This is a genomic window from Oribacterium sinus, from assembly GCF_014202695.1.
Taxonomy (GTDB): Bacteria; Bacillota; Clostridia; order Lachnospirales; family Lachnospiraceae; genus Oribacterium; species Oribacterium sinus.
Map to the genome: position 1 here is coordinate 1 of NZ_JACHHH010000002.1, position 17,423 is coordinate 17,423.

A 17,423-nucleotide genomic window follows, 5' to 3' on the forward strand; every position below is an offset into this window, starting at 1 on the left:
CTTCCCATAGCCCAAAATGAAAGCCAGCGCCTTTAGACGCTGGCCAGTAGCAGGGGCTTATAGCCCCGAGCAAACCACCCGTTTGACGGGTGGTAATGATTTTTCAGCCAACTCTAAAACATCTCTATGGGATTTATGAAACATTTTAGTTGCGTCTTCAAGAGAAGTATTTTGATGTTTCTTCCAAAAATCTATATTCATATCTCCATAAGTTTTCCAATTGTACGGCTCAGGCAAAAACGGTTTTTCTTCTCCCTTTTGGTTGGAATGTACCCAATTCAAAATAAGCTGATGCCATTCATAGAGATGGATTAAAACATCTCTTAGATTCTTATCTCTTTTCCAGTGGGTTTCTTATTTCTTTTCATCTTTTGAAAAGTCAAATGGTGTATTTAACTCTTCCTCAGTCATCTTTGAGATAAATAAATTTAACTTTTCATAGTTTTCCTTAGCAACAATCATTAAATCATTTTTTGTCGTTGGGCTTGGCATAATTTTTTACTCCTTCCATCTCTTTAGAGTTGGGAAAAACTCCATCATCATTTTTCTTGCACTATCTTCATTCATATCTTTATTGGCTTCGACTACATAAGGAACGCATATCTCAATCATTTCCTCCATTGTTCCCTGTTTCTTACGATATAAATGCTTGGATAGTCACTTACTAATTAGCTTATTCTTTATAAAAAACCATTTTGACCTCAGCCCCGGAAATCCCTCTACCATAATTATTTAAATATAAGTTTCCATTATTTGCCATGACAATATTTTTCACCACCCATAAGCCTAAACCATGTTTATCGCACTTATCTTTTACTTTGCCGGAAATAAATTTATCTGTAAGTAAAGGTAATAAGTCTTTATCAAAACCTGTTCCTTCATCTCTGACGATCAAAACAAACTCTCCGGGCTCATCTTTAAACTCTACCGATATTACAGAATCTTTTTTAGAATATTCGACAGAATTAGTAACTATATTTTGCAGTGCTACAGCCACTTCCTCTTTATCTAACCTAATATTACTGCTTTCACTTTTTATTACTTTTAATTTCAAGCCATTTAACCTACATATACTGGACATTACCTCAATCCAATATAAAATCACCTCATTACTGACAACATCTTTTTTCCCTTCCATCGTATAAGAAAAATTTTTTAATTTTCCAATATATTTTTCCAGTCTATCAATACCATTGAAAATATCCGAAAATCGATCGGAAGATAAACCGGGATTCTCTTCTTTTAATAATTCTAAATTACCTTTAATCAATGTGATTGGCGTTCTTATGTCATGCGTAAGTTGTTCCACCAACTCTTTTTGCTTAACTTGCATGTCCCATTGTTCACCAAGAGATTTTTTTAGATTTTTAGCCAATACATCAATCGAACAAAGTACTCCATCTATTTCTTTATACTTGGAATACTCTCTCTCATAATCTAAATCCATCCGACTGATGTTAGCATTTGCAATAGCAATTTTGTCAATTTCCCTCTTTAATATATTTGAAGAACGAATAAGAAGCAAAGCAAATCCCAAAAACCAAATCGTCAGTATAAAAACAATATACCCCCACTCGAAATTTTCAAAGAGTTTATAAAGCTTTTTATTGGTAAATATAGCATTGACTTTATACCTTATTACCAATTGTCTATTTCCCATAGTATAAGTCTTAAAAATATTTGAGCCTATAATTTCATCACTTGTTGCTTTTCCATTTTTTTGGGCTTCCTGTACTAAATTATCATATTTTTTATCAATAGTATTTTCTATTATTTTTCCATCTTTCAAATATAAAAAATCATAATAAAATGGAATTTCGGCAGGTGTCCAATCTTCTTTTTTAAAACCTTCCTCCACTTTTTCCGACTGAATATCCGCATAGTTGGCAGGGTGGATTACCCCGGTATTTAACAATACATTTAATCCTACATAAAATAATACAACGATAAAAAAACTATATACTAACTCTATAATTGCATATTTGCTGATTAAATATCTTAAACTCTTTTTATTTCCCACTGATAACCAACTCCCCAAACTGTTTTTATAGGATTTATGCGATAGGGCTCAAATTTACTTCTTATTAATTTGATTCGTTCGGTAATCGTTGTAGAACTATCACCCTCCTTATCATAACCATAAATTGCCGTATAAATTTTTTCTTTAGAAAAAACTTGGTTTTTATTTTTTAATAAAAACTCGCAGATTTCATATTCGCTATTTGTGAAACTGATTTCTTCATCATCAAAATAGAATTTTTTTGAAAGCAGATCGCAAGATATCGGATAATCTATAAGTTTTGAATGCTTTTCTCTATTTTCTCTTCTGATATGTGCAGCCACCCTTGCTCTAATTTCAGCAATAGAAAATGGTTTAGTTACATAATCATCTGCGCCCAATGCAAACCCTTCGACTTTATCTTTTTCGAAGTCTTTAGCGGTAAGTAAAATAATAGGAATATCTAAGATATTTCTGTATTTGATTAAAAAATCAAAACCGGACATTTCTTTCATCATGATATCTAAAATGATTAAGTCATATTTACATAAATCACTCGGCTCAACTTTGAGTGCCGAATCGCAAATAACGACATTATATTCTTTCTCAAAGGTCAACTGTAATAATTTCAGCAAATCTTTATCATCATCTATTATGAGAAGGTTCATGCCTTTTATTCCTCCATTTTACTGATTCCATCCCATTGATTATACCAAAATGAACATATACCCACACTTACAAATGAAATAAAAAAAGATAGAAAAAGATAAAAAACAATAGTGTTTAAATTGAAAGAGCGACAAACATAACCATATAGAAGTCGTATTGGATAAACAAATGGGAAGTAATACCATATGCCACTTCCTAAATCTGTTGTGCCTAAAAGAACGGCAGCCAAAGTAAAAATAGTACCTGGCAAAATAGAACCGGTATAATCAAATTTTAAACTTAAAAATTGATAAAACGGCACCATATTAATCAAGCCTACAGACCCGATCATCGTATAAACTTCCAAATCGGATATTTGAATCTTGATTCCATGAAAATATAAAAACAATAAAAAGGGTAATAGTGCTATCCCCTCAATAGTAATTAGTAATATAAAGATAAATAAATATTTGGCAAAAAACAATTTTTTTCGACAAATGCCTATTCTCAAATCATTGGCATAGCTCCCGGCTTTTTTATCGCTTTCATATAACATGGGAACAAAAAAACTGATAGAAAAGCCTGCCAAGGTCGTATAAGCTCCAAAGAAGTAGGCAAGCTCTACTCCTTTTAAGCTTGTGGAACTTAGAAGATATACAATAAAAAGACCGGTAAATAGTAAAGGGCACATATTAATTACCATTCTGGACGGCGTTCTTTTGGTTCTTATCCAATAAGACTTTAAAATATTAAACATGACTTTTTCCTCTTTCCATTCCTATATTTAGAACTGTTATTAGGATATACACCATGACGCTTAACGCTAATCCGACAAACACGGCGTTCATAGATGTTAACGGCGATGATTTTTCTAAAAAAGTTCCATTGGGATGAACCTCAATAATCGGACATAGTATCCGCAAATTGTAATCCCAAGGGAAAAATTTCCAATAGGATGTTACAGCAATCATTGCCGATGGAAAGGTAAATACGAAATTAATTAAAATCACTAAATACTTTTTGTTAAATAAATTATAAATAAAAAAAGATAAAGCAATTATAGGCAAACTTCCAATAAACAAACAACAAGTGGCTAAGAACATGATTTTCAGACTAATTTCCTCTTGTAAGAAGAATCTTCCTACTAAATAAATTCCAATCGATGACAATATCAAAATTACAAATAATTCAAGAATAACCATTTCATTCTTGGCGATTAAAATCTTTTCCACACTTAGATTCAGTCTTCGTTGAAAAGTAAGATGCTCTTCTTTCTCTTTACTGACAATATTAACGACCAGTAGACTTAATACAATAGGTAAAATCAGAACAGGATACCAGTTAAATGCTGTAGCCATTAAATAACTTCTTCCTTCAGGGCTTTGTCCCATGAGATTAACCATAAAAAGATTAAATAGCAGAAAAATAACGGGGACTATATATTTTAGTGTTGAATTAGCAGCTCTCTTTTCTTTAATCCATTCTACTTTAAGCATCTTAATCATTATTCATCACATCTTTCCTAACAATTTCCATAAATAAATTTTCCAGCTTAGACGGATTGGTATTTTGTCCTTCATAGCGTAAAATTCCCTTATTAATAATACCAATTCTATCCGCAATCTGTCCCACTTCACTCAAAATATGACTTGACAAGATTATTGTAATCCCTTGACCTGAAAGCATTTTTATCAGTTCTCTTAATTCTTGTATTCCCAACGGATCTAGCCCATTTGTCGGTTCATCAAGAATAAGTAATGACGGACTGTTAATTAGTGCCATGGCAATGCCGAGTCTCTGCTGCATACCTAAAGAGAACTCTTTTGCTAACTTTTTGCCGGTATTCGTCAATGAAACCATCATAAGTACTTCATCAATTTTCTTCCTATCAATATTTAGTAAAGTGGTAATAACCTCTAAATTCTCATAAGCTGTTAAATTAGGATAAATAGCCGGATGCTCAATAATCGCTCCAATATTCTTTACATCATTTGCGTTTAATGGATGATTTTCAAATATCACTTCACCTGAGCTTTTTGGAATTGATCTTGTAATAATTTTTAATAATGTGGATTTTCCGGCACCGTTAGGACCCAACAGACCATAAACTGTACCTTTTTCCACTTGAATTGAAACATGATTTAGCGCAATCCCATTTTTATATTTTTTTGTCAGTCCTTTTGTTTCTAATAGGATACTCATATGATTAACCTCCATCCTTTTGATGATATCGTTATAAAAAATAAAAATAACTGGATTATAACAATGAGGGAAAGTCGATAGAGATTTTGGAGAAGAAATAATTGCCGGCGAGGCGGAGCGTTTCTTGTAAAATAAAAACAAGGCGAAGGTAACCTGCTAAGTAAAAATGCAAGAGCGTAATATGCAAAAGTATATTATTGCATATTACGCTCTTGCATTTTATAATGTCTCTAGAGAGTATCATGAGTATACGCGATATCCCGTTTTCAGGAGGTGATTTTATGCGCTTTATAGGAAGAGCATTTGAGTTAAAAGAATTAGAAGTAGAATACGGGAAAGGCAATTTCGCTTTATCGGTTATTTACGGCAGAAGACGAGTAGGGAAAACTTACCTGATTAAAGAATTTTTAAAAAGAAAAAGAGGCTATTATTTTGTGGCATTGGAATCCAATGCACTGATTAATCTGAGTCTTTTGTCACAAGCCATCTATGAAGCTTGCGGGAATCTAAAGGGGCTTCCGGATTTTCAGGATTTTGAGGCGGCTCTTCGCTATTTGTTTGCCTACGCGGAAGAGCATAGAATTGTTTTTGTCATCGATGAGTATCCCTATTTAGCCCAAAGTGCGGAGCATATTTCTTCCCTATTACAAAAACTGATTGATGAGTATAGGGAGAAGAGCAAGCTCTTCTTGATTTTGTGCGGCTCATCCATGAGTTTTATGGAAAATCAGGTACTGGGATACAAAAGTCCGCTTTACGGACGACGGACAAGCCAGTTAAAAGTTCAGCCCTTTGGCTATTTGGAAGCGGCAGAGTTTGTCGCTTCCTATAGCGATAGAGATAAGGCCATTGTCTATGGAATCACCGGAGGAATTGCGGAATACTTAAGCTTTTTTGATGAAAATGTAGATTTGAAAACCAACATTATTCGTAATTTTCTGAAGCCTAACGGAAGGCTGTTTGAAGAGCCTGATAATCTCTTAAAGCAAGAATTGAGACAGCCCAAACTTTACAATGATATTCTTTTTGTGATTTCGGCAGGGGCAAGCAAGCTAAATGAAATGGCAACGAAATTGAATATGCAAAGCGGGGGACTAAGTCATTATCTGAATTCCTTATTGGAGCTTGGAATCATTGAGAAGAAAACACCGGTTTTAGATCGTAAAAGTAAGCGCCCTATTTATCGGATCAAGGATACGATGTTTCGCTTTTGGTACTGTTTCGTACAGAAAAATATGAACTTACTTAATATGGATTTGGGAGAGCTTGTATACGAGAAGCAGATCGAGCCAAAACTCAATGAATATATGGGGGCTATATTTGAACAGATTGTCATAGAGTATTTTGAACAAAGGCTGCGAAAAGGAGAATTGGACTTCCTACCGGAAGATTATGGGAACTGGTGGGGAACGGACAAGATCAGAAAGAAGGAATCCGAAATTGATTTACTTGCTTTTGATGGCAAAGACAGCTATTTATTTGCCGAGGTAAAGTGGAGAAATCAAAAAATAGATGCGGTGGTTTACCAAGAATTATTGGAAAAAGCAAAGCCATTTCCTGCGAAGAATAAAAGCTATTGGATGGTCAGCCTTTCCGGATTTGAAGACTTTCCTGTTGAGAAAAACACGGAGCGAATTACTTTAGAGCAAATTTATGAGATAGGACGACAAAGTATTGACTCCTTCTATTCAGAAAGCAATATGAGTTCACTGAAAAAATCTATAAAGGAATTGCGTGAGGGCAAGGGAAAAGCGCATGAGCTTATAGAGGTAGAGGATGAGATAAGAATACAAGGGGATAAGCAATGACTTCGATTAATATTACCAAGGCAAGAGCAAAGCTTAATCAGATTGTTTCAGAAGTAAATGAATTTTCTCAGCCAATTACGATTATCAATAATAGAGGTAAAAATGCGGTATTGATTGGAGAGGAGGATTGGAAAGCCATTCAGGAAACGTTGTACTTGAATAGTATTCCCGGTATGAGCCAAAGTAATTTGGCGTCAAAGGAAAAAGAAATTTCCGATCAACCATCTTTTCAATGAATAGGAGAAATCATGAAACAATCATTAGAAGAAAAACAGTCACTAGCCATGGAAGGCTTAGCGGCAGGGAAAAATTGCGGACAGCTGGTGCTACTTGCCTATCAAGAGGAATTAAATCTGCCAGAGGAGCTTCTGCTTCCTCTCTCTGCAGGGCTTATTGAGGGCTTAGGAACCTTAGAGGGGACCTGCGGAGCCCTGATTGGAGCGAACCTTGTTTTAGCTATGAAAAATAAAGGAAATCCTATGGTACAGGTGGAGGCCGCCCATCTTTTTCAGGATTTTGTTGAGCGCTGCGGAGCCAGCATTTGCAAGGATTTAAGAGGCATAGGCAAAGAAAAGCCTCTTTGCAGCTGCGAAGATTGCATCAAAGAGGCGATTGCTTTACTATATTAAGTTTTAGGGAAGTTCATTAAAACTGATCCACAATTTCCACGCTATCCGGTAAGAGCTCCAGATTCACAATGGAGTTTCCGGATAGCTTTACTTTTTTCAGATTGGGTAAATTCCGTAATGCGCTGATATCGGTAATATAGTTATCAGAAATGTCCAGCTCTTCCAGAGTGCTGAGTCCCTCTATACAATCCAGATTCTCCAGCTTGTTTCCACGAAGTCCAAGCCTTTTTAACGCTTTAAAATGGGAAAGAAAGGCTTTGGCATTGACCGTGAAATTATCAGAATCATCATCCAGGTTTTTGATTTCTGCCTGGTTGAGAATCAAGGTCTCCGTAGCGTTGTTATCTTCCATCTTACTAAGGGATAGGGAAATATCAGGCGTTTCAGGTGGACCAATAAGATTTTCGTCAAAAATCAGTTCTTTTACTTTAATGCCGGAAAAAAGTCCATGATAGTCTTTTAGGAGGTCTAAAGATTCTCCCAGAATGCTCATTTTTTCAAGGTTTGGTAAGCCTGCTAAAACATTTTCCCAGTCGTTAGAAATATAATCCAAGGAACCGGAAACTACTAGAGTGTTTAATGAGTTCATACCGCGAAGGGACTCGGCGCTAATATTCCATCCATTCAAAACACAATAGAGGCTCTTAATCGAAGGCATATGAGCAAAATGCTTGAGATCACTCGATCCGCAAAACACGTCTTCCAAGGCGGTTAAATTTTGCAAATCCGGTATGTAACAGCCATGCCCGCGACCGCCAAGGTGCAGGCTTTGTAAAGCGCTGAGACCGGCAATAGCCTTTCCGTCCGTTAATTCATAGCAGTCATCAATGAAAAGCGTGTTTAATGAGGGGTGATTGGCTAAACCGTCTAAAGAGAGTATCGGTACGCTCTCGAGCTCCAGAGACTTTAAATTAGGCATATTTTGGGTAAAGTTTAAATCCTTTAAGGACATAACATCGTGTAATCTGAGATGTTCCATTTGGGGCATACCGGATAGAACGGAGATATTTTCTAAGGGTTTATCATAGGGACCAGACAGACTTAGATTTTTACAATTGCTTAAAGTAGCTAAAGGAGCTAAATCTGCAGAGGTATCAAGGGTTAAACTCTCTAAGTTAGGAAAGTGTCTTAAAAAAAGTAGTCCCCCTTCATATTTATAGTTTACCCTGATGGAAAGGCTTTTCAGGGAAGAAAAGGGTGTGAAAATATCCGTGATATCTTTTGTTTTGTCAGAGGAAATGCTGTAGGGAACAACGTCATCACGGAGGTAAATACCGCTAAGACCGAGTATCTGTTCCGGTTTTGCCAAGATTAACAAAAGCTCTCTAAAGCCTTCCGAATTGTTTCCTATAGCAGAAAAGTATTTTAACTCTTTTAGATTTTTTAAATCCTGATTGTCTTGACTGTCGCTATCGAAGTCCAGGTCTTTTCCCAGTGCCAGATTTTCCAAACCGGTGAAGGGCTGAATCTCCTGCCGGGGAATGTTTTCCGTAGCAGGAAAATAAAGAGTCTTTTCTTCCACGGGATTTCCCTCTTCATTCAGTTTCTCGGCATAAGAAAAACACCAGTTTTCTTCATCTAAATCTTTTGAGATGGACAGGAATTTTAAGGAATTATAGTCTTCCATTGTGATTTGAGAAAGATTCTTGGAAAATGCTTTTTCTACAAAGGAAATCACTACCGGATCCTGCACTGTGCTACGATATTGGTCGGTGGGAAGCTCTATTCCGCTAGGAGAAAAGACTGTTTTTAGTAAAATAAACAGAAGGATTGACATCACCACTACTACAGAGCCCACTGCACAGCTTTGCAAAAGGTATTTGCCTCGTACGTTGTTTGGAACAGTTCTTTCCTTGTTATAATTCACATTTTTGATGGTGATATTTTGGGTGATATCCGGCTTATGAGGTTCCAAATAGACCTTGGTATTACAGAATTCACACTGCACAAAGCCTTCCTTCATTCCTTCGGGAACGGATAATTGACCTTGACAGTTTGGGCATTGGATTTTGGTAATCTTCATGGATTTTCCTCTTGCTATTTTTAACTTATATTTTGTAAAATAAATATTATTTTATAAATAAATTAAGTTTACAAAATGTCTAAGAGATATGCAAGATAAGATTAGGAGGAAAAACAATGAGAAGTGTTTTGGGAGATCGTACAGCGGTGTTTGATGATGGAGGACGGAAGTTAAGCATTACGAAAGATGGAATATCCGTAGAGGGGAAGAAGCCCTTTACCCTTTCTTTTTCCGAGGTGGGAGCTATTCTTCCCATGCGATATTGTAACTCCAATATGCTGTATTCTCTGATTTTTAGGGATCTTCAGGGGAAAAATATGAGTCTTCCGGATTTAGAGACAGATACCAAGGCAAATGGTAGAGGGCATAATATCGCGGAAACCAAGACGCTCTTACTTGCATTTGCAAGAAATAAGCTGGGGGCTGAATTTCCCAATAGCATCGATAGCTTGGATCTTCCTATCGGCTTTAATTTAAAGGAAAAGGAGATTCGCCTTTCCGGAGGATGTATTACCGGAGCAAAGCATAGTATTCCTTTAACTGCGATTAGACGAGTGAAAATGGTGACCAACGGCACCATTTCCAACTTAGGCATTTATACCAAGGAAAAGGGCGGCTTCTTTGATTTTCCGGATATGAGCATTCCTGCAAATGAATTGACCCTTCCTATCTTGGAGGCGGCCATGACCAGAAATACAGGAGTCGGCATTGACTTTAGTAGGGGAGACGGATTTGCACAAAAAACTTCCGAGTTTATGATTATTCGTTTCTTAAGTGCCGATTTTTTCATTAATGAAGATGGCAGTTTCTCTGCTGAATGGCAAGAGAGGGTCTGTGACAGAATTTCTGCCTATGGATATGAGGAGGATACCTTGCTGGAGCAAGCTATATTGCTTTAGTAAGAAAATGTCTCCTCCACCTCTTGATAAGGATAAGCCCTGCGGAGTGCCTGATAACAGGGGCAGTCTTCTTCGTGGTCGTTAATAAGACCGCAGGCTTGTAAAAATGAATAGACAATGACGGGGCCGGTATATTGAAAGCCCCGTTTTTTTAATTCCTTACTAATTGTTTCGGAAAGAGCATTTTTGGAAGGCATTTCTCCTTTTTCATGTCCTTGATAACAAAGGCTCTTTCCATCGGAAAACTTCCAAAGATAGCTATCAAAGCTGCCCTCTTCCTTTTGCAGGGCTAAAAATGCCTTGGCGTTTTGAATCATAGCTCTGATTTTTCGCTCCGACCTAATCATATTTTCCGTATGCATGATTCTTTCAATATCTTCTTCTGTGAATGCTGCGACCTTTTCCGGGGAAAAGTTTGCAAAACAGCTTCGAAGGATTTCTCTTTTTCGAAGAATCAAGGCCCAGCTAAGCCCGGCCTGCATGGATTCCAAAAGCAAATACTCAAAGAGCTTTTGATCCTCATGGGTGGGGACGCCCCATTCTTTATCGTGGTAGGAAATCATTTCCGCACTGCTGTTTTTCCATTGACAAGCCATAAAGCCTCCTTTTTAAAGCATTATAACAGAATTTATTTAGAGTTGATAATAAATAAGCAGTGTAGTATAATGTACTACATATAAGGTTTGTGTATTCTTTGCTTGAATAGTACAGCAAATTATTTTTGAAATAGAGGTAAAATCATGGCATTTTCAATTCGAATGAGCGAGGAAGAAAAAGCACTTGCAGAAAGCTATGCAAAGCTTCATGCAATGTCTTTAGGAGAGGCTTTCAAAAGGGCTTTATTTGAACGTATTGAAGAGGAGTATGATATCAGTCTTGCCAATGAAGCCTATCAGGAATATAAGAATAATGGATGTAAGTCCAGACCCATTGAGGAACTCTGGAAGGAACTTAATCTATGAGCTATCATGTGGAAACAACTGCTCGATTCGATAAAGAGTTCAAAAAACTGGACAAATACACACAACAGATGATTAAATCCTGGATTGTAAAATATTTGCAAAATTGTGAAGATCCGAGAGCTCATGGAAAGGGACTTACCGCTAACAAAAGTGGACAATGGCGGTATAGAATCGGAGATTATCGCTTACTCTGTCTTATACAAGATCAAGAGCTGATTATACTTGCATTGACTGTTGGTCACAGAAGAGATATCTACAGCACTTAGGGGAACAGTAAGTCTCTATAACTGTGAAGTGGTAGATTACGGCCTATTTTAGACCTACTTTCAATGTTGCTTTCTCCGCTTCTTTTTTCGTAAACCCTTCATTCATCAGAACATCTATTAAATCCTCTTTGGAGCTAACGCCGTCCTCCATGTATTCTTTTGCAACAATCTTTGCTTGCTCTATCCAGTTCACGTGAATGTGGCTTAGGGCAAAATCCGCTTCTTCTTCTGTGAAGTGGTCGAAGAGCAACTGGGCTTTTAATTTTACTTTGGAGAAGCCGATTTTATGCTTGCAATATTCTTTGGCTTTCTTCCGTGCCTCTTGATTCCAATCTATATCAAGATACTCCAGGGCAAATTCTGCATCCTCCAAATTGATATTTTCCACGGTAAGCATTTGCAGTAATTCTGTTTGGGATAAGGGCATAGTATCAAGATAGCCTTCAGCAGTTTGGATGGCCTGTACTTGATTTTCGCTTAAGCTTTCCAATGGGGGCTTGGTAGTTTCTTCGCTTAATGATTCCTTACCTGCCGAGACACTATCCTTGATCCTTTCGTTCGTATCCGCAGAGCTATTCTCCGGGTAAATTTTTTTGGAATCTACCGAACTGTTCTCTATGCTTTCTGAAGAGAGCTTCGAAGAACTTTCTATAGCATTCCCTTCTTGATTTTGCTTTGTACAGGACATTATAAAGAAGAGAAAGAAAATGGCAGTAAGCCGGGTAAAGTATCTGGAAGCATGACTCATTTTTGTAACTCCTTTCGTGGGAGAGAATGGAGAGATTTCTTCATTTTCATAAAAAAAGCTATAACAACTACGGTATAATGTCTTTATAGTAATCTTTGCTTTCTTATTAGGCAAGAACTAGTGCAGTTTAAGAAAAGAGTTTTGAAAGAAATGGAGAAACAATGGAAGAATTTAAAACAATGAGACGGTTTAAGCAGGAAATTTCTAAAGAAGAGTGTATTCAAGTTTTACGGGAAGCTCCCAGAGGGGTAATGGCTTTTCATGGGGAAAATGACTATCCCTATGCTATTCCTTTAAACCAGTTTTATGATGAGGAAGATGGAAAACTTTATTTTCACGGTGCGAAAGAGGGATTGAAATTGGATCTGCTTGCTAAAAACAATAAGGTCTGCTTTACCATCATGGACTCGGGATTCAAAAAGGAAGGAGAATGGCCTTGGTATATTCGTTCCGTACTTTGCCTTGGAAGGGTGGAAGCTGTAGAGAATCAGGAGAAGGTGATAGAACAATGCAGAAAACTGGCGGAAAAATTCTATCCGACGAAGGAGTCTATAGAGAAAGAAATAGAAAAAGCCGGGGCAAGAGTCAATATGCTTTGCATGACGATTGACAGAATGACAGGAAAGCTGGTGAAGGAATCCTAAGTCCGGTTTGATTTTCATGGAAGGAGGAGAAAATGAGTCGAAAGGAAGAAATCCAAAATGCCTATCAATCCGTTGGCAGCCATACCGGCTTTTATGATGGGATGATGACCTATGGGAATTTTGCGGGAAAGCTTTTATGTCGTTTGGTGTGGAACATGGATAGGGGGAAAAATCTCTATTATCGGGAAAAGGTCTTATCGTCCATACCGAAGGACTTTTCCGGAAAGCTTTTGGAAATTCCTGTGGGGACGGGAATTATGACACTTCCTCGATACAAAGAACTGCCAAAGGCGGAAATTGTCTGTATGGACTATGCAGCGGAAATGATGGAGCCGGCAAAGGAGAGGGCAGCTTTAGCAGGTATCGAAAATATTCATTTTCAACAGGGAGATGTGGGTGCTCTTCCTTTCCCGGAGGAAAGCTTTGATATCGTCTTGTCCATGAATGGCTTCCATGTTTTTCCGGATAAAGAAGCGGCTTATCAAGAGGTATTTCGTGTATTGAAATCGGGAGGAATTTTCTGCGGCTGTTTCTATGTGGAAGGGGGCGTTAAGAGAGCGGATTGGTTTGCAAAGCATATCTATGTGCCGAAAGGACTATTTACACCGCCCTTTGAAACGGAAGAGAGCTTAAGAAAGCGGCTTATGGAAAGCTACAAAGAGGTTTCCGTGGAGAGGGTGGAAACGGTGGCCTGCTTTTCCTGTGTAAAAAAATAAATTCATGATTGTGACCTTTCCGTTCTATTCTCCGTCTTGATGGAAGAAGGCGAAAGAAAAAAGAATAGGGAACAAAATTAAGTATTGTTACAGTTTATGAGAATCTTGACGGCAAGGCGGAAATTTTGTCTACAGAAGATGTGGATTTTGGCGTATAATGGGGAGGTGTAAAAATTGTTTTGTCCTATCGCCGGAAGAGCATAGGAGAAGTCGGGAAAAATTAAGTTTGTCTCAAAGCATGTCTCAAAGAATGTCTCAAAGAATGGAGAATAGCAAAAAGAATTCCTGATCGTTAGAGTAGAAATAGGGGAAACTATGCTTGTTACAAAAAAGCTAAGCAACAATAATACATGGATTAATATTAACTCGGATGAAATCACCAAGCATTCCAAAGTCTATGAGGAATATGATATTGACCCGAAAACTTTGGAGTATGCTTTGGATGAAAATGAGCATGCCCACATGGACTATGATCGGGAGGACGGAACTGTTACCTTCATTTACAGTGTCTTGGATCTGGAAAAGGATAAGGAATATTATGAGACGGTTCCATTGACGTTTATTGTGCAAAAAAATCGACTGGTGACCATCAGCAATGAAGACAATGTATATATCATTCAGAAGATGTGTGATTATGTGGATGGAAAAGAGAATCTTTCGATTTATACCTTACTCTTTGCAAGTTTGGAAATGATTTCCAATGCCTATTATCCTATTATTGAGCGTTTGGATAAGCAGAAGGATGAGATTAACCATTTGCTTCGGCAGAAAACCACGAAGAAAAATCTTTATGCTCTTTCCGACTTGGAGGTGGGCATGATTTATTTACGATCCGCCGCTACGCAAAATCGTCTTTTGCTGGAGCATATCCAGGCTCATGCCATTTATCGTAGCTTTAATGAAGAGGAGTCTGCGCAGTTTGATGATGCCATGGTGGAGGCCAGACAGCTGGTGTCCATGACGGACTTACTTTCCAGCGTTGCCCGCCAACTGTTGGATTCTTACAACAATGTTTTAAATAATGACTTAAATAACAACCTGAGTACTTTAACTATTTTTGAGATTTTACTCAGTGTTCTTGCGGTTATCACCGGATTCTTCGGCATGAATGTGCCTCTGCCTTTTATGAATGAACAAAGAGCGTGGATTATGATTTGTGCTGTCAGTGCACTGCTATGGGTGATTTTAACTTGGGTAATGCGCTGGATTATAAGACGCAGATAAATGAATGGATAGAAAGTAAGGAATAAAACGTATTTGAAGCCGAGATTGGGAAATGAAGCATTTGGAATATAGCTTTAGGAACGTAAAATCATAGATAAGGATTCAGAAGGATGGAAGACCAAAAGATTATCGCCCTATATTTTCAAAGGGCGGAGACTGCGATTTCAGAAACCAAAAATAAATACAGCCGCTTACTCCTTTCTATTTCCTATGGTATTTTAAAAATCATGGCGGATGCAGAGGAGTGTGAGAATGACACTTATTTAAAGACCTGGAACGCCATTCCACCGAAACAGCCGGACAATCTGCCGGCTTTTTTATCGAAGATTGTTCGGAATCTTTCTTTAGACCGTTACGACAGTTTGCACGCGGAAAAGCGTGGGGGAGGAGAAGTTCCGGTGGTACTGGAAGAGCTGTCGGAAGTTCTTCCCGATAAGGGATCTATTCCCGGAGAAGAAAATGAGCTGTCGGAGCTTATGGACTCTTTTTTGGCTAGCTTGAAACCGGAGAGCAGAAATATTTTCATGAGAAGATATTGGTTTATGGATTCCGTATCCGAGATTGCGGAGGAATCCGGTTTTGGTCTTAGTAAGGTGAAAATGAGTTTAAGCCGTACAAGGGAGCAGCTTAAGCTTTTCTTAGAGCAGGAGGGATATCGTTTATGAAAGAGGACAGCAAGCGACTGCTTCGGGGAATGACAGAGGTAAGTGACCAATATATTCTGGAAGCGGAGGCATTTTACCAAAAGAAAGAGGAGCAGGACTTAGTAAGTAAAAACCGGGAAAGCCTCGAAAGAGAACGTGTAGAAAAAGAAAAAAAGATCATCAAAATGCAGGAAGCTAAGAAGAGGAAATTTATTACCCTTCCTCGGGTTTTAGGCTTTACAGCTTCCATAGCTGCGGCCTGCTTTGTTTGCTATGTCGGAGTATTCATGTTTTTCGCTCCCAGAGCAGCCAAACCAAGCTCTGTAATGCTGGAGGGAGCACAAGGGGAGGACTCCGGTGGAACACAGGATAAAGCGGAAGAATTTGCTGCAGAGGGTGGAGAACTGAAAGAGAACTCTGGCGGAATCACGGCTAAGGGACGGAGCGTAGAAGAAGTTGCGTCAATGCAGCAGGCTACAGAACTTACCGGTTTTACCATGCGTATTCCTGAGGGCAAAGCTCCTTATACCGAAAAAACCATCAGCGTAATCGGAGAGGATATGATTGAAGTGGCCTATTCTAAGGAAGAGCCCTTTGCGGTTGGATACTCCATCCGAAAAGCAAGAGCTGAAGGAGACATTAGCGGAGATTATACGGAGTATACAGAAAGTAAAGAAGTGGATTCCGAGGGAAGAAAAGTCACTTTAAAGGGTGAAGACGGAACATATTCTCTGGCATTATGGGAAGAAAATGGCTTCAGCTATGCGGTAAAAGCACAGGAGAAGCCAATGACGGAAGAGGAGATTTTAGAAATTGTAAAGGCGGTGGAGTAAGAGACTCGTCCAGGCAATGGAGGAGCGTAAAAAATCGGACGGTAAATATGCACCGTCCGATTTTTTATGAAATATTATAGAAGCTGAATGCTTCCTATAGCAATATCGTCCTTGAGGCTATATTGCTTTTGATATTACATTGTTCTTGAAGTTATAATGCTCTTAATATTGCTCTTGATATTTTGGAACTATCATTAGCCCCAGAAGTAATGTCCGGTAATTAAAGAATAAATGCCCATAACTGCTACAACGGCACAAGCTATAATTTGCAATGGACGAATGCGGACACTGGTTCCGTTTTCATGAGCTTGTTTAATCATAAGAATCTGCCCTACGCACATTACTAAGCAGACAAGAGTAACGATAATGGTCATGGTTTGCTGGTTCATTTTGTTCCCCCCTAAAAATCAAAGTGATTTGTTTATTCCCTTAAAAAAGAAAATATTAATTTTAATCCTTAAGAATTGTAGGCGGAATATTAATGCCTGTCAAGAAAAATATTAATCTTTTACGGAAGCAGATTGACTTCCTGGACAGTGAATTTATAATGGTTTTGCATGTATAGGATAGAGATTTTTTCCTATCCCGTAAGTGAGATTATGGAGAAGAAGTAAACGTTACTATTTATCAATATTTGTAGCAGCTTTCAGGAGGAAAACAAGATGAATCAGACTATTATGATTGTAGCCGGTGTGGTAGTTGTGTGGGCAGTTTTATTTGTTGTCATGATGAGCTTTCAAAAAAAGCGTAAGGCAGGGGAGCAGCAATTTAATGCGGATAATGCGTATAAGGCACTCATACATTTGTACTGTGATCACATTGCTATTGATGGAAACAGCCTTTCCACATTTTCTCATACTAAGGGAGAATATATGCAGACAATCGTAGCTTTGGAGCCGGGACAGCATAGATTGGAAGGCGTTTTCCGTTCTACAGAGGCAGGCGTTACAGGCAATAAGAATTTGGTTAGCGAAAAGCTTAGTATTGATATCGATTTGGAAGCAGGGCATGTTTATTCTGCAGCAATGTATTTTTATTCCGCTGAAGATAGAAACGAATATTATAAGGGACAGACCGGAAAGGCTATTGCAGAAGTTCCTCTTTCCATTGTGAAGGGCAGCGACCAGGTTAAGGCCTATGTCATTGTGTATGAAGAGCAATAAAAGTAGCTAGAGAAA

At 38.1% G+C, this 17,423-nt stretch carries 22 protein-coding genes and 1 pseudogene; 12 read left to right on the forward strand and 11 right to left on the reverse strand.

Features of this window, described 5'->3' with window-relative positions; all coding sequences use genetic code 11:
• Positions 1 to 99 precede the first annotated feature (99 nt).
• From HNQ46_RS12270 to HNQ46_RS01785, 7 genes and pseudogenes are all read right to left on the reverse strand, one after another.
• A pseudogene (locus tag HNQ46_RS12270) lies at positions 100 to 492 on the reverse strand (ClbS/DfsB family four-helix bundle protein); the annotation flags it as partial.
• Positions 493 to 498: 6 nt separating this feature from the next.
• On the reverse strand, positions 499 to 621 hold the full coding sequence (locus tag HNQ46_RS01760) for a zinc ribbon domain-containing protein (RefSeq protein WP_408637130.1): 123 nt from the start codon (positions 619 to 621) through the stop codon (positions 499 to 501).
• A gap of 52 nt (positions 622 to 673) precedes the next feature.
• Positions 674 to 2,020, reverse strand: coding sequence for an ATP-binding protein (locus HNQ46_RS12215; protein ID WP_183682210.1), 1,347 nt, complete (start codon positions 2,018 to 2,020; stop codon positions 674 to 676).
• On the reverse strand, positions 1,999 to 2,667 hold the full coding sequence (locus HNQ46_RS01770) for a response regulator transcription factor (protein WP_009536775.1): 669 nt from the start codon (positions 2,665 to 2,667) through the stop codon (positions 1,999 to 2,001). Before HNQ46_RS01770 ends, HNQ46_RS12215 begins: the two co-directional genes overlap by 22 nt.
• Before the next feature lie 5 nt (positions 2,668 to 2,672).
• The gene (locus tag HNQ46_RS01775) at positions 2,673 to 3,404 is read right to left on the reverse strand and encodes an ABC-2 family transporter permease (protein ID WP_183682212.1); all 732 of its coding nucleotides are present in this window, start codon (positions 3,402 to 3,404) and stop codon (positions 2,673 to 2,675) included.
• The gene (locus HNQ46_RS01780; RefSeq protein ID WP_009536773.1) at positions 3,397 to 4,152 is read right to left on the reverse strand and encodes an ABC transporter permease; all 756 of its coding nucleotides are present in this window, start codon (positions 4,150 to 4,152) and stop codon (positions 3,397 to 3,399) included. Before HNQ46_RS01780 ends, HNQ46_RS01775 begins: the two co-directional genes overlap by 8 nt.
• Positions 4,145 to 4,849: a lantibiotic protection ABC transporter ATP-binding subunit gene (locus tag HNQ46_RS01785; RefSeq protein WP_183682214.1), complete on the reverse strand. Its 705-nt coding sequence runs from the start codon at positions 4,847 to 4,849 to the stop codon at positions 4,145 to 4,147. The genes HNQ46_RS01780 and HNQ46_RS01785 overlap by 8 nt, the downstream gene beginning before the upstream one ends.
• A 281-nt stretch (positions 4,850 to 5,130) precedes the next feature.
• Here HNQ46_RS01785 and HNQ46_RS01790 point away from each other — a divergent pair, with 281 nt between their 5' ends.
• The 3 genes from HNQ46_RS01790 to HNQ46_RS01800 are packed head-to-tail and all read left to right on the forward strand — an operon-like array spanning position 5,131 to position 7,286.
• Positions 5,131 to 6,657 (forward strand): ATP-binding protein, encoded by a 1,527-nt coding sequence (locus HNQ46_RS01790; protein WP_183682216.1) that lies wholly within the window; start codon positions 5,131 to 5,133, stop codon positions 6,655 to 6,657.
• A complete protein-coding gene (locus tag HNQ46_RS01795) occupies positions 6,654 to 6,893 on the forward strand; it encodes a type II toxin-antitoxin system Phd/YefM family antitoxin (protein WP_183682218.1) in 240 nt (79 codons plus the stop codon). The genes HNQ46_RS01790 and HNQ46_RS01795 overlap by 4 nt, the downstream gene beginning before the upstream one ends.
• Positions 6,894 to 6,905: 12 nt before the next feature.
• Positions 6,906 to 7,286 (forward strand): C-GCAxxG-C-C family protein, encoded by a 381-nt coding sequence (locus HNQ46_RS01800; protein WP_183682220.1) that lies wholly within the window; start codon positions 6,906 to 6,908, stop codon positions 7,284 to 7,286.
• Positions 7,287 to 7,302: 16 nt separating this feature from the next.
• Here HNQ46_RS01800 and HNQ46_RS01805 read toward each other — a convergent pair whose 3' ends face one another.
• Complete coding sequence (locus tag HNQ46_RS01805; RefSeq protein ID WP_183682222.1) at positions 7,303 to 9,309, reverse strand: leucine-rich repeat domain-containing protein; 2,007 nt, start codon at positions 9,307 to 9,309, stop codon at positions 7,303 to 7,305.
• A gap of 116 nt (positions 9,310 to 9,425) precedes the next feature.
• Here HNQ46_RS01805 and HNQ46_RS01810 point away from each other — a divergent pair, with 116 nt between their 5' ends.
• A complete protein-coding gene (locus tag HNQ46_RS01810; protein WP_183682224.1) occupies positions 9,426 to 10,208 on the forward strand; it encodes a hypothetical protein in 783 nt (260 codons plus the stop codon).
• On the opposite strand, the gene HNQ46_RS01815 is transcribed toward HNQ46_RS01810, so the two are convergent.
• Complete coding sequence (locus HNQ46_RS01815; protein ID WP_183682226.1) at positions 10,205 to 10,804, reverse strand: DNA-3-methyladenine glycosylase I; 600 nt, start codon at positions 10,802 to 10,804, stop codon at positions 10,205 to 10,207. The two genes, HNQ46_RS01810 and HNQ46_RS01815, sit on opposite strands and share 4 nt — an antisense overlap.
• A 144-nt stretch (positions 10,805 to 10,948) precedes the next feature.
• Here HNQ46_RS01815 and relB point away from each other — a divergent pair, with 144 nt between their 5' ends.
• Both relB and HNQ46_RS01825 read left to right on the forward strand, forming a co-directional pair.
• Complete coding sequence (gene relB, locus HNQ46_RS01820; protein ID WP_183682229.1) at positions 10,949 to 11,170, forward strand: type II toxin-antitoxin system RelB family antitoxin; 222 nt, start codon at positions 10,949 to 10,951, stop codon at positions 11,168 to 11,170.
• On the forward strand, positions 11,167 to 11,436 hold the full coding sequence (locus tag HNQ46_RS01825) for a type II toxin-antitoxin system RelE family toxin (RefSeq protein ID WP_183682231.1): 270 nt from the start codon (positions 11,167 to 11,169) through the stop codon (positions 11,434 to 11,436). Before relB ends, HNQ46_RS01825 begins: the two co-directional genes overlap by 4 nt.
• A gap of 43 nt (positions 11,437 to 11,479) precedes the next feature.
• Here the strand turns inward: HNQ46_RS01825 and HNQ46_RS01830 are convergent, their stop codons facing one another.
• Entirely contained in the window at positions 11,480 to 12,184 is a 705-nt protein-coding gene (locus HNQ46_RS01830; protein ID WP_183682234.1) for an Ltp family lipoprotein, read from the reverse strand.
• A gap of 161 nt (positions 12,185 to 12,345) precedes the next feature.
• On the opposite strand from HNQ46_RS01830, the gene HNQ46_RS01835 reads away from it, so the two are divergent.
• The 5 genes from HNQ46_RS01835 (at position 12,346) to HNQ46_RS01855 (ending at position 16,245) form a co-directional block, all read left to right on the forward strand.
• Complete coding sequence (locus tag HNQ46_RS01835; protein WP_183682237.1) at positions 12,346 to 12,828, forward strand: pyridoxamine 5'-phosphate oxidase family protein; 483 nt, start codon at positions 12,346 to 12,348, stop codon at positions 12,826 to 12,828.
• A 32-nt stretch (positions 12,829 to 12,860) separates the two neighbouring features.
• Positions 12,861 to 13,544 (forward strand): class I SAM-dependent methyltransferase, encoded by a 684-nt coding sequence (locus tag HNQ46_RS01840; RefSeq protein WP_183682239.1) that lies wholly within the window; start codon positions 12,861 to 12,863, stop codon positions 13,542 to 13,544.
• Between the two features lie 315 nt (positions 13,545 to 13,859).
• Entirely contained in the window at positions 13,860 to 14,768 is a 909-nt protein-coding gene (locus HNQ46_RS01845) for a magnesium transporter CorA family protein (RefSeq protein WP_183682242.1), read from the forward strand.
• 110 nt (positions 14,769 to 14,878) lie between these two features.
• The gene (locus HNQ46_RS01850) at positions 14,879 to 15,433 is read left to right on the forward strand and encodes an RNA polymerase sigma factor (protein ID WP_183682246.1); all 555 of its coding nucleotides are present in this window, start codon (positions 14,879 to 14,881) and stop codon (positions 15,431 to 15,433) included.
• Positions 15,430 to 16,245, forward strand: coding sequence for a DUF4367 domain-containing protein (locus HNQ46_RS01855; RefSeq protein ID WP_183682248.1), 816 nt, complete (start codon positions 15,430 to 15,432; stop codon positions 16,243 to 16,245). Before HNQ46_RS01850 ends, HNQ46_RS01855 begins: the two co-directional genes overlap by 4 nt.
• Positions 16,246 to 16,439: 194 nt before the next feature.
• Here HNQ46_RS01855 and HNQ46_RS01860 read toward each other — a convergent pair whose 3' ends face one another.
• A complete protein-coding gene (locus HNQ46_RS01860; RefSeq protein ID WP_007157169.1) occupies positions 16,440 to 16,634 on the reverse strand; it encodes a hypothetical protein in 195 nt (64 codons plus the stop codon).
• Positions 16,635 to 16,907: 273 nt separating this feature from the next.
• Between HNQ46_RS01860 and HNQ46_RS01865 the strand changes: the two genes are divergently transcribed.
• On the forward strand, positions 16,908 to 17,408 hold the full coding sequence (locus tag HNQ46_RS01865; RefSeq protein WP_183682252.1) for a hypothetical protein: 501 nt from the start codon (positions 16,908 to 16,910) through the stop codon (positions 17,406 to 17,408).
• Positions 17,409 to 17,423 lie beyond the last annotated feature (15 nt).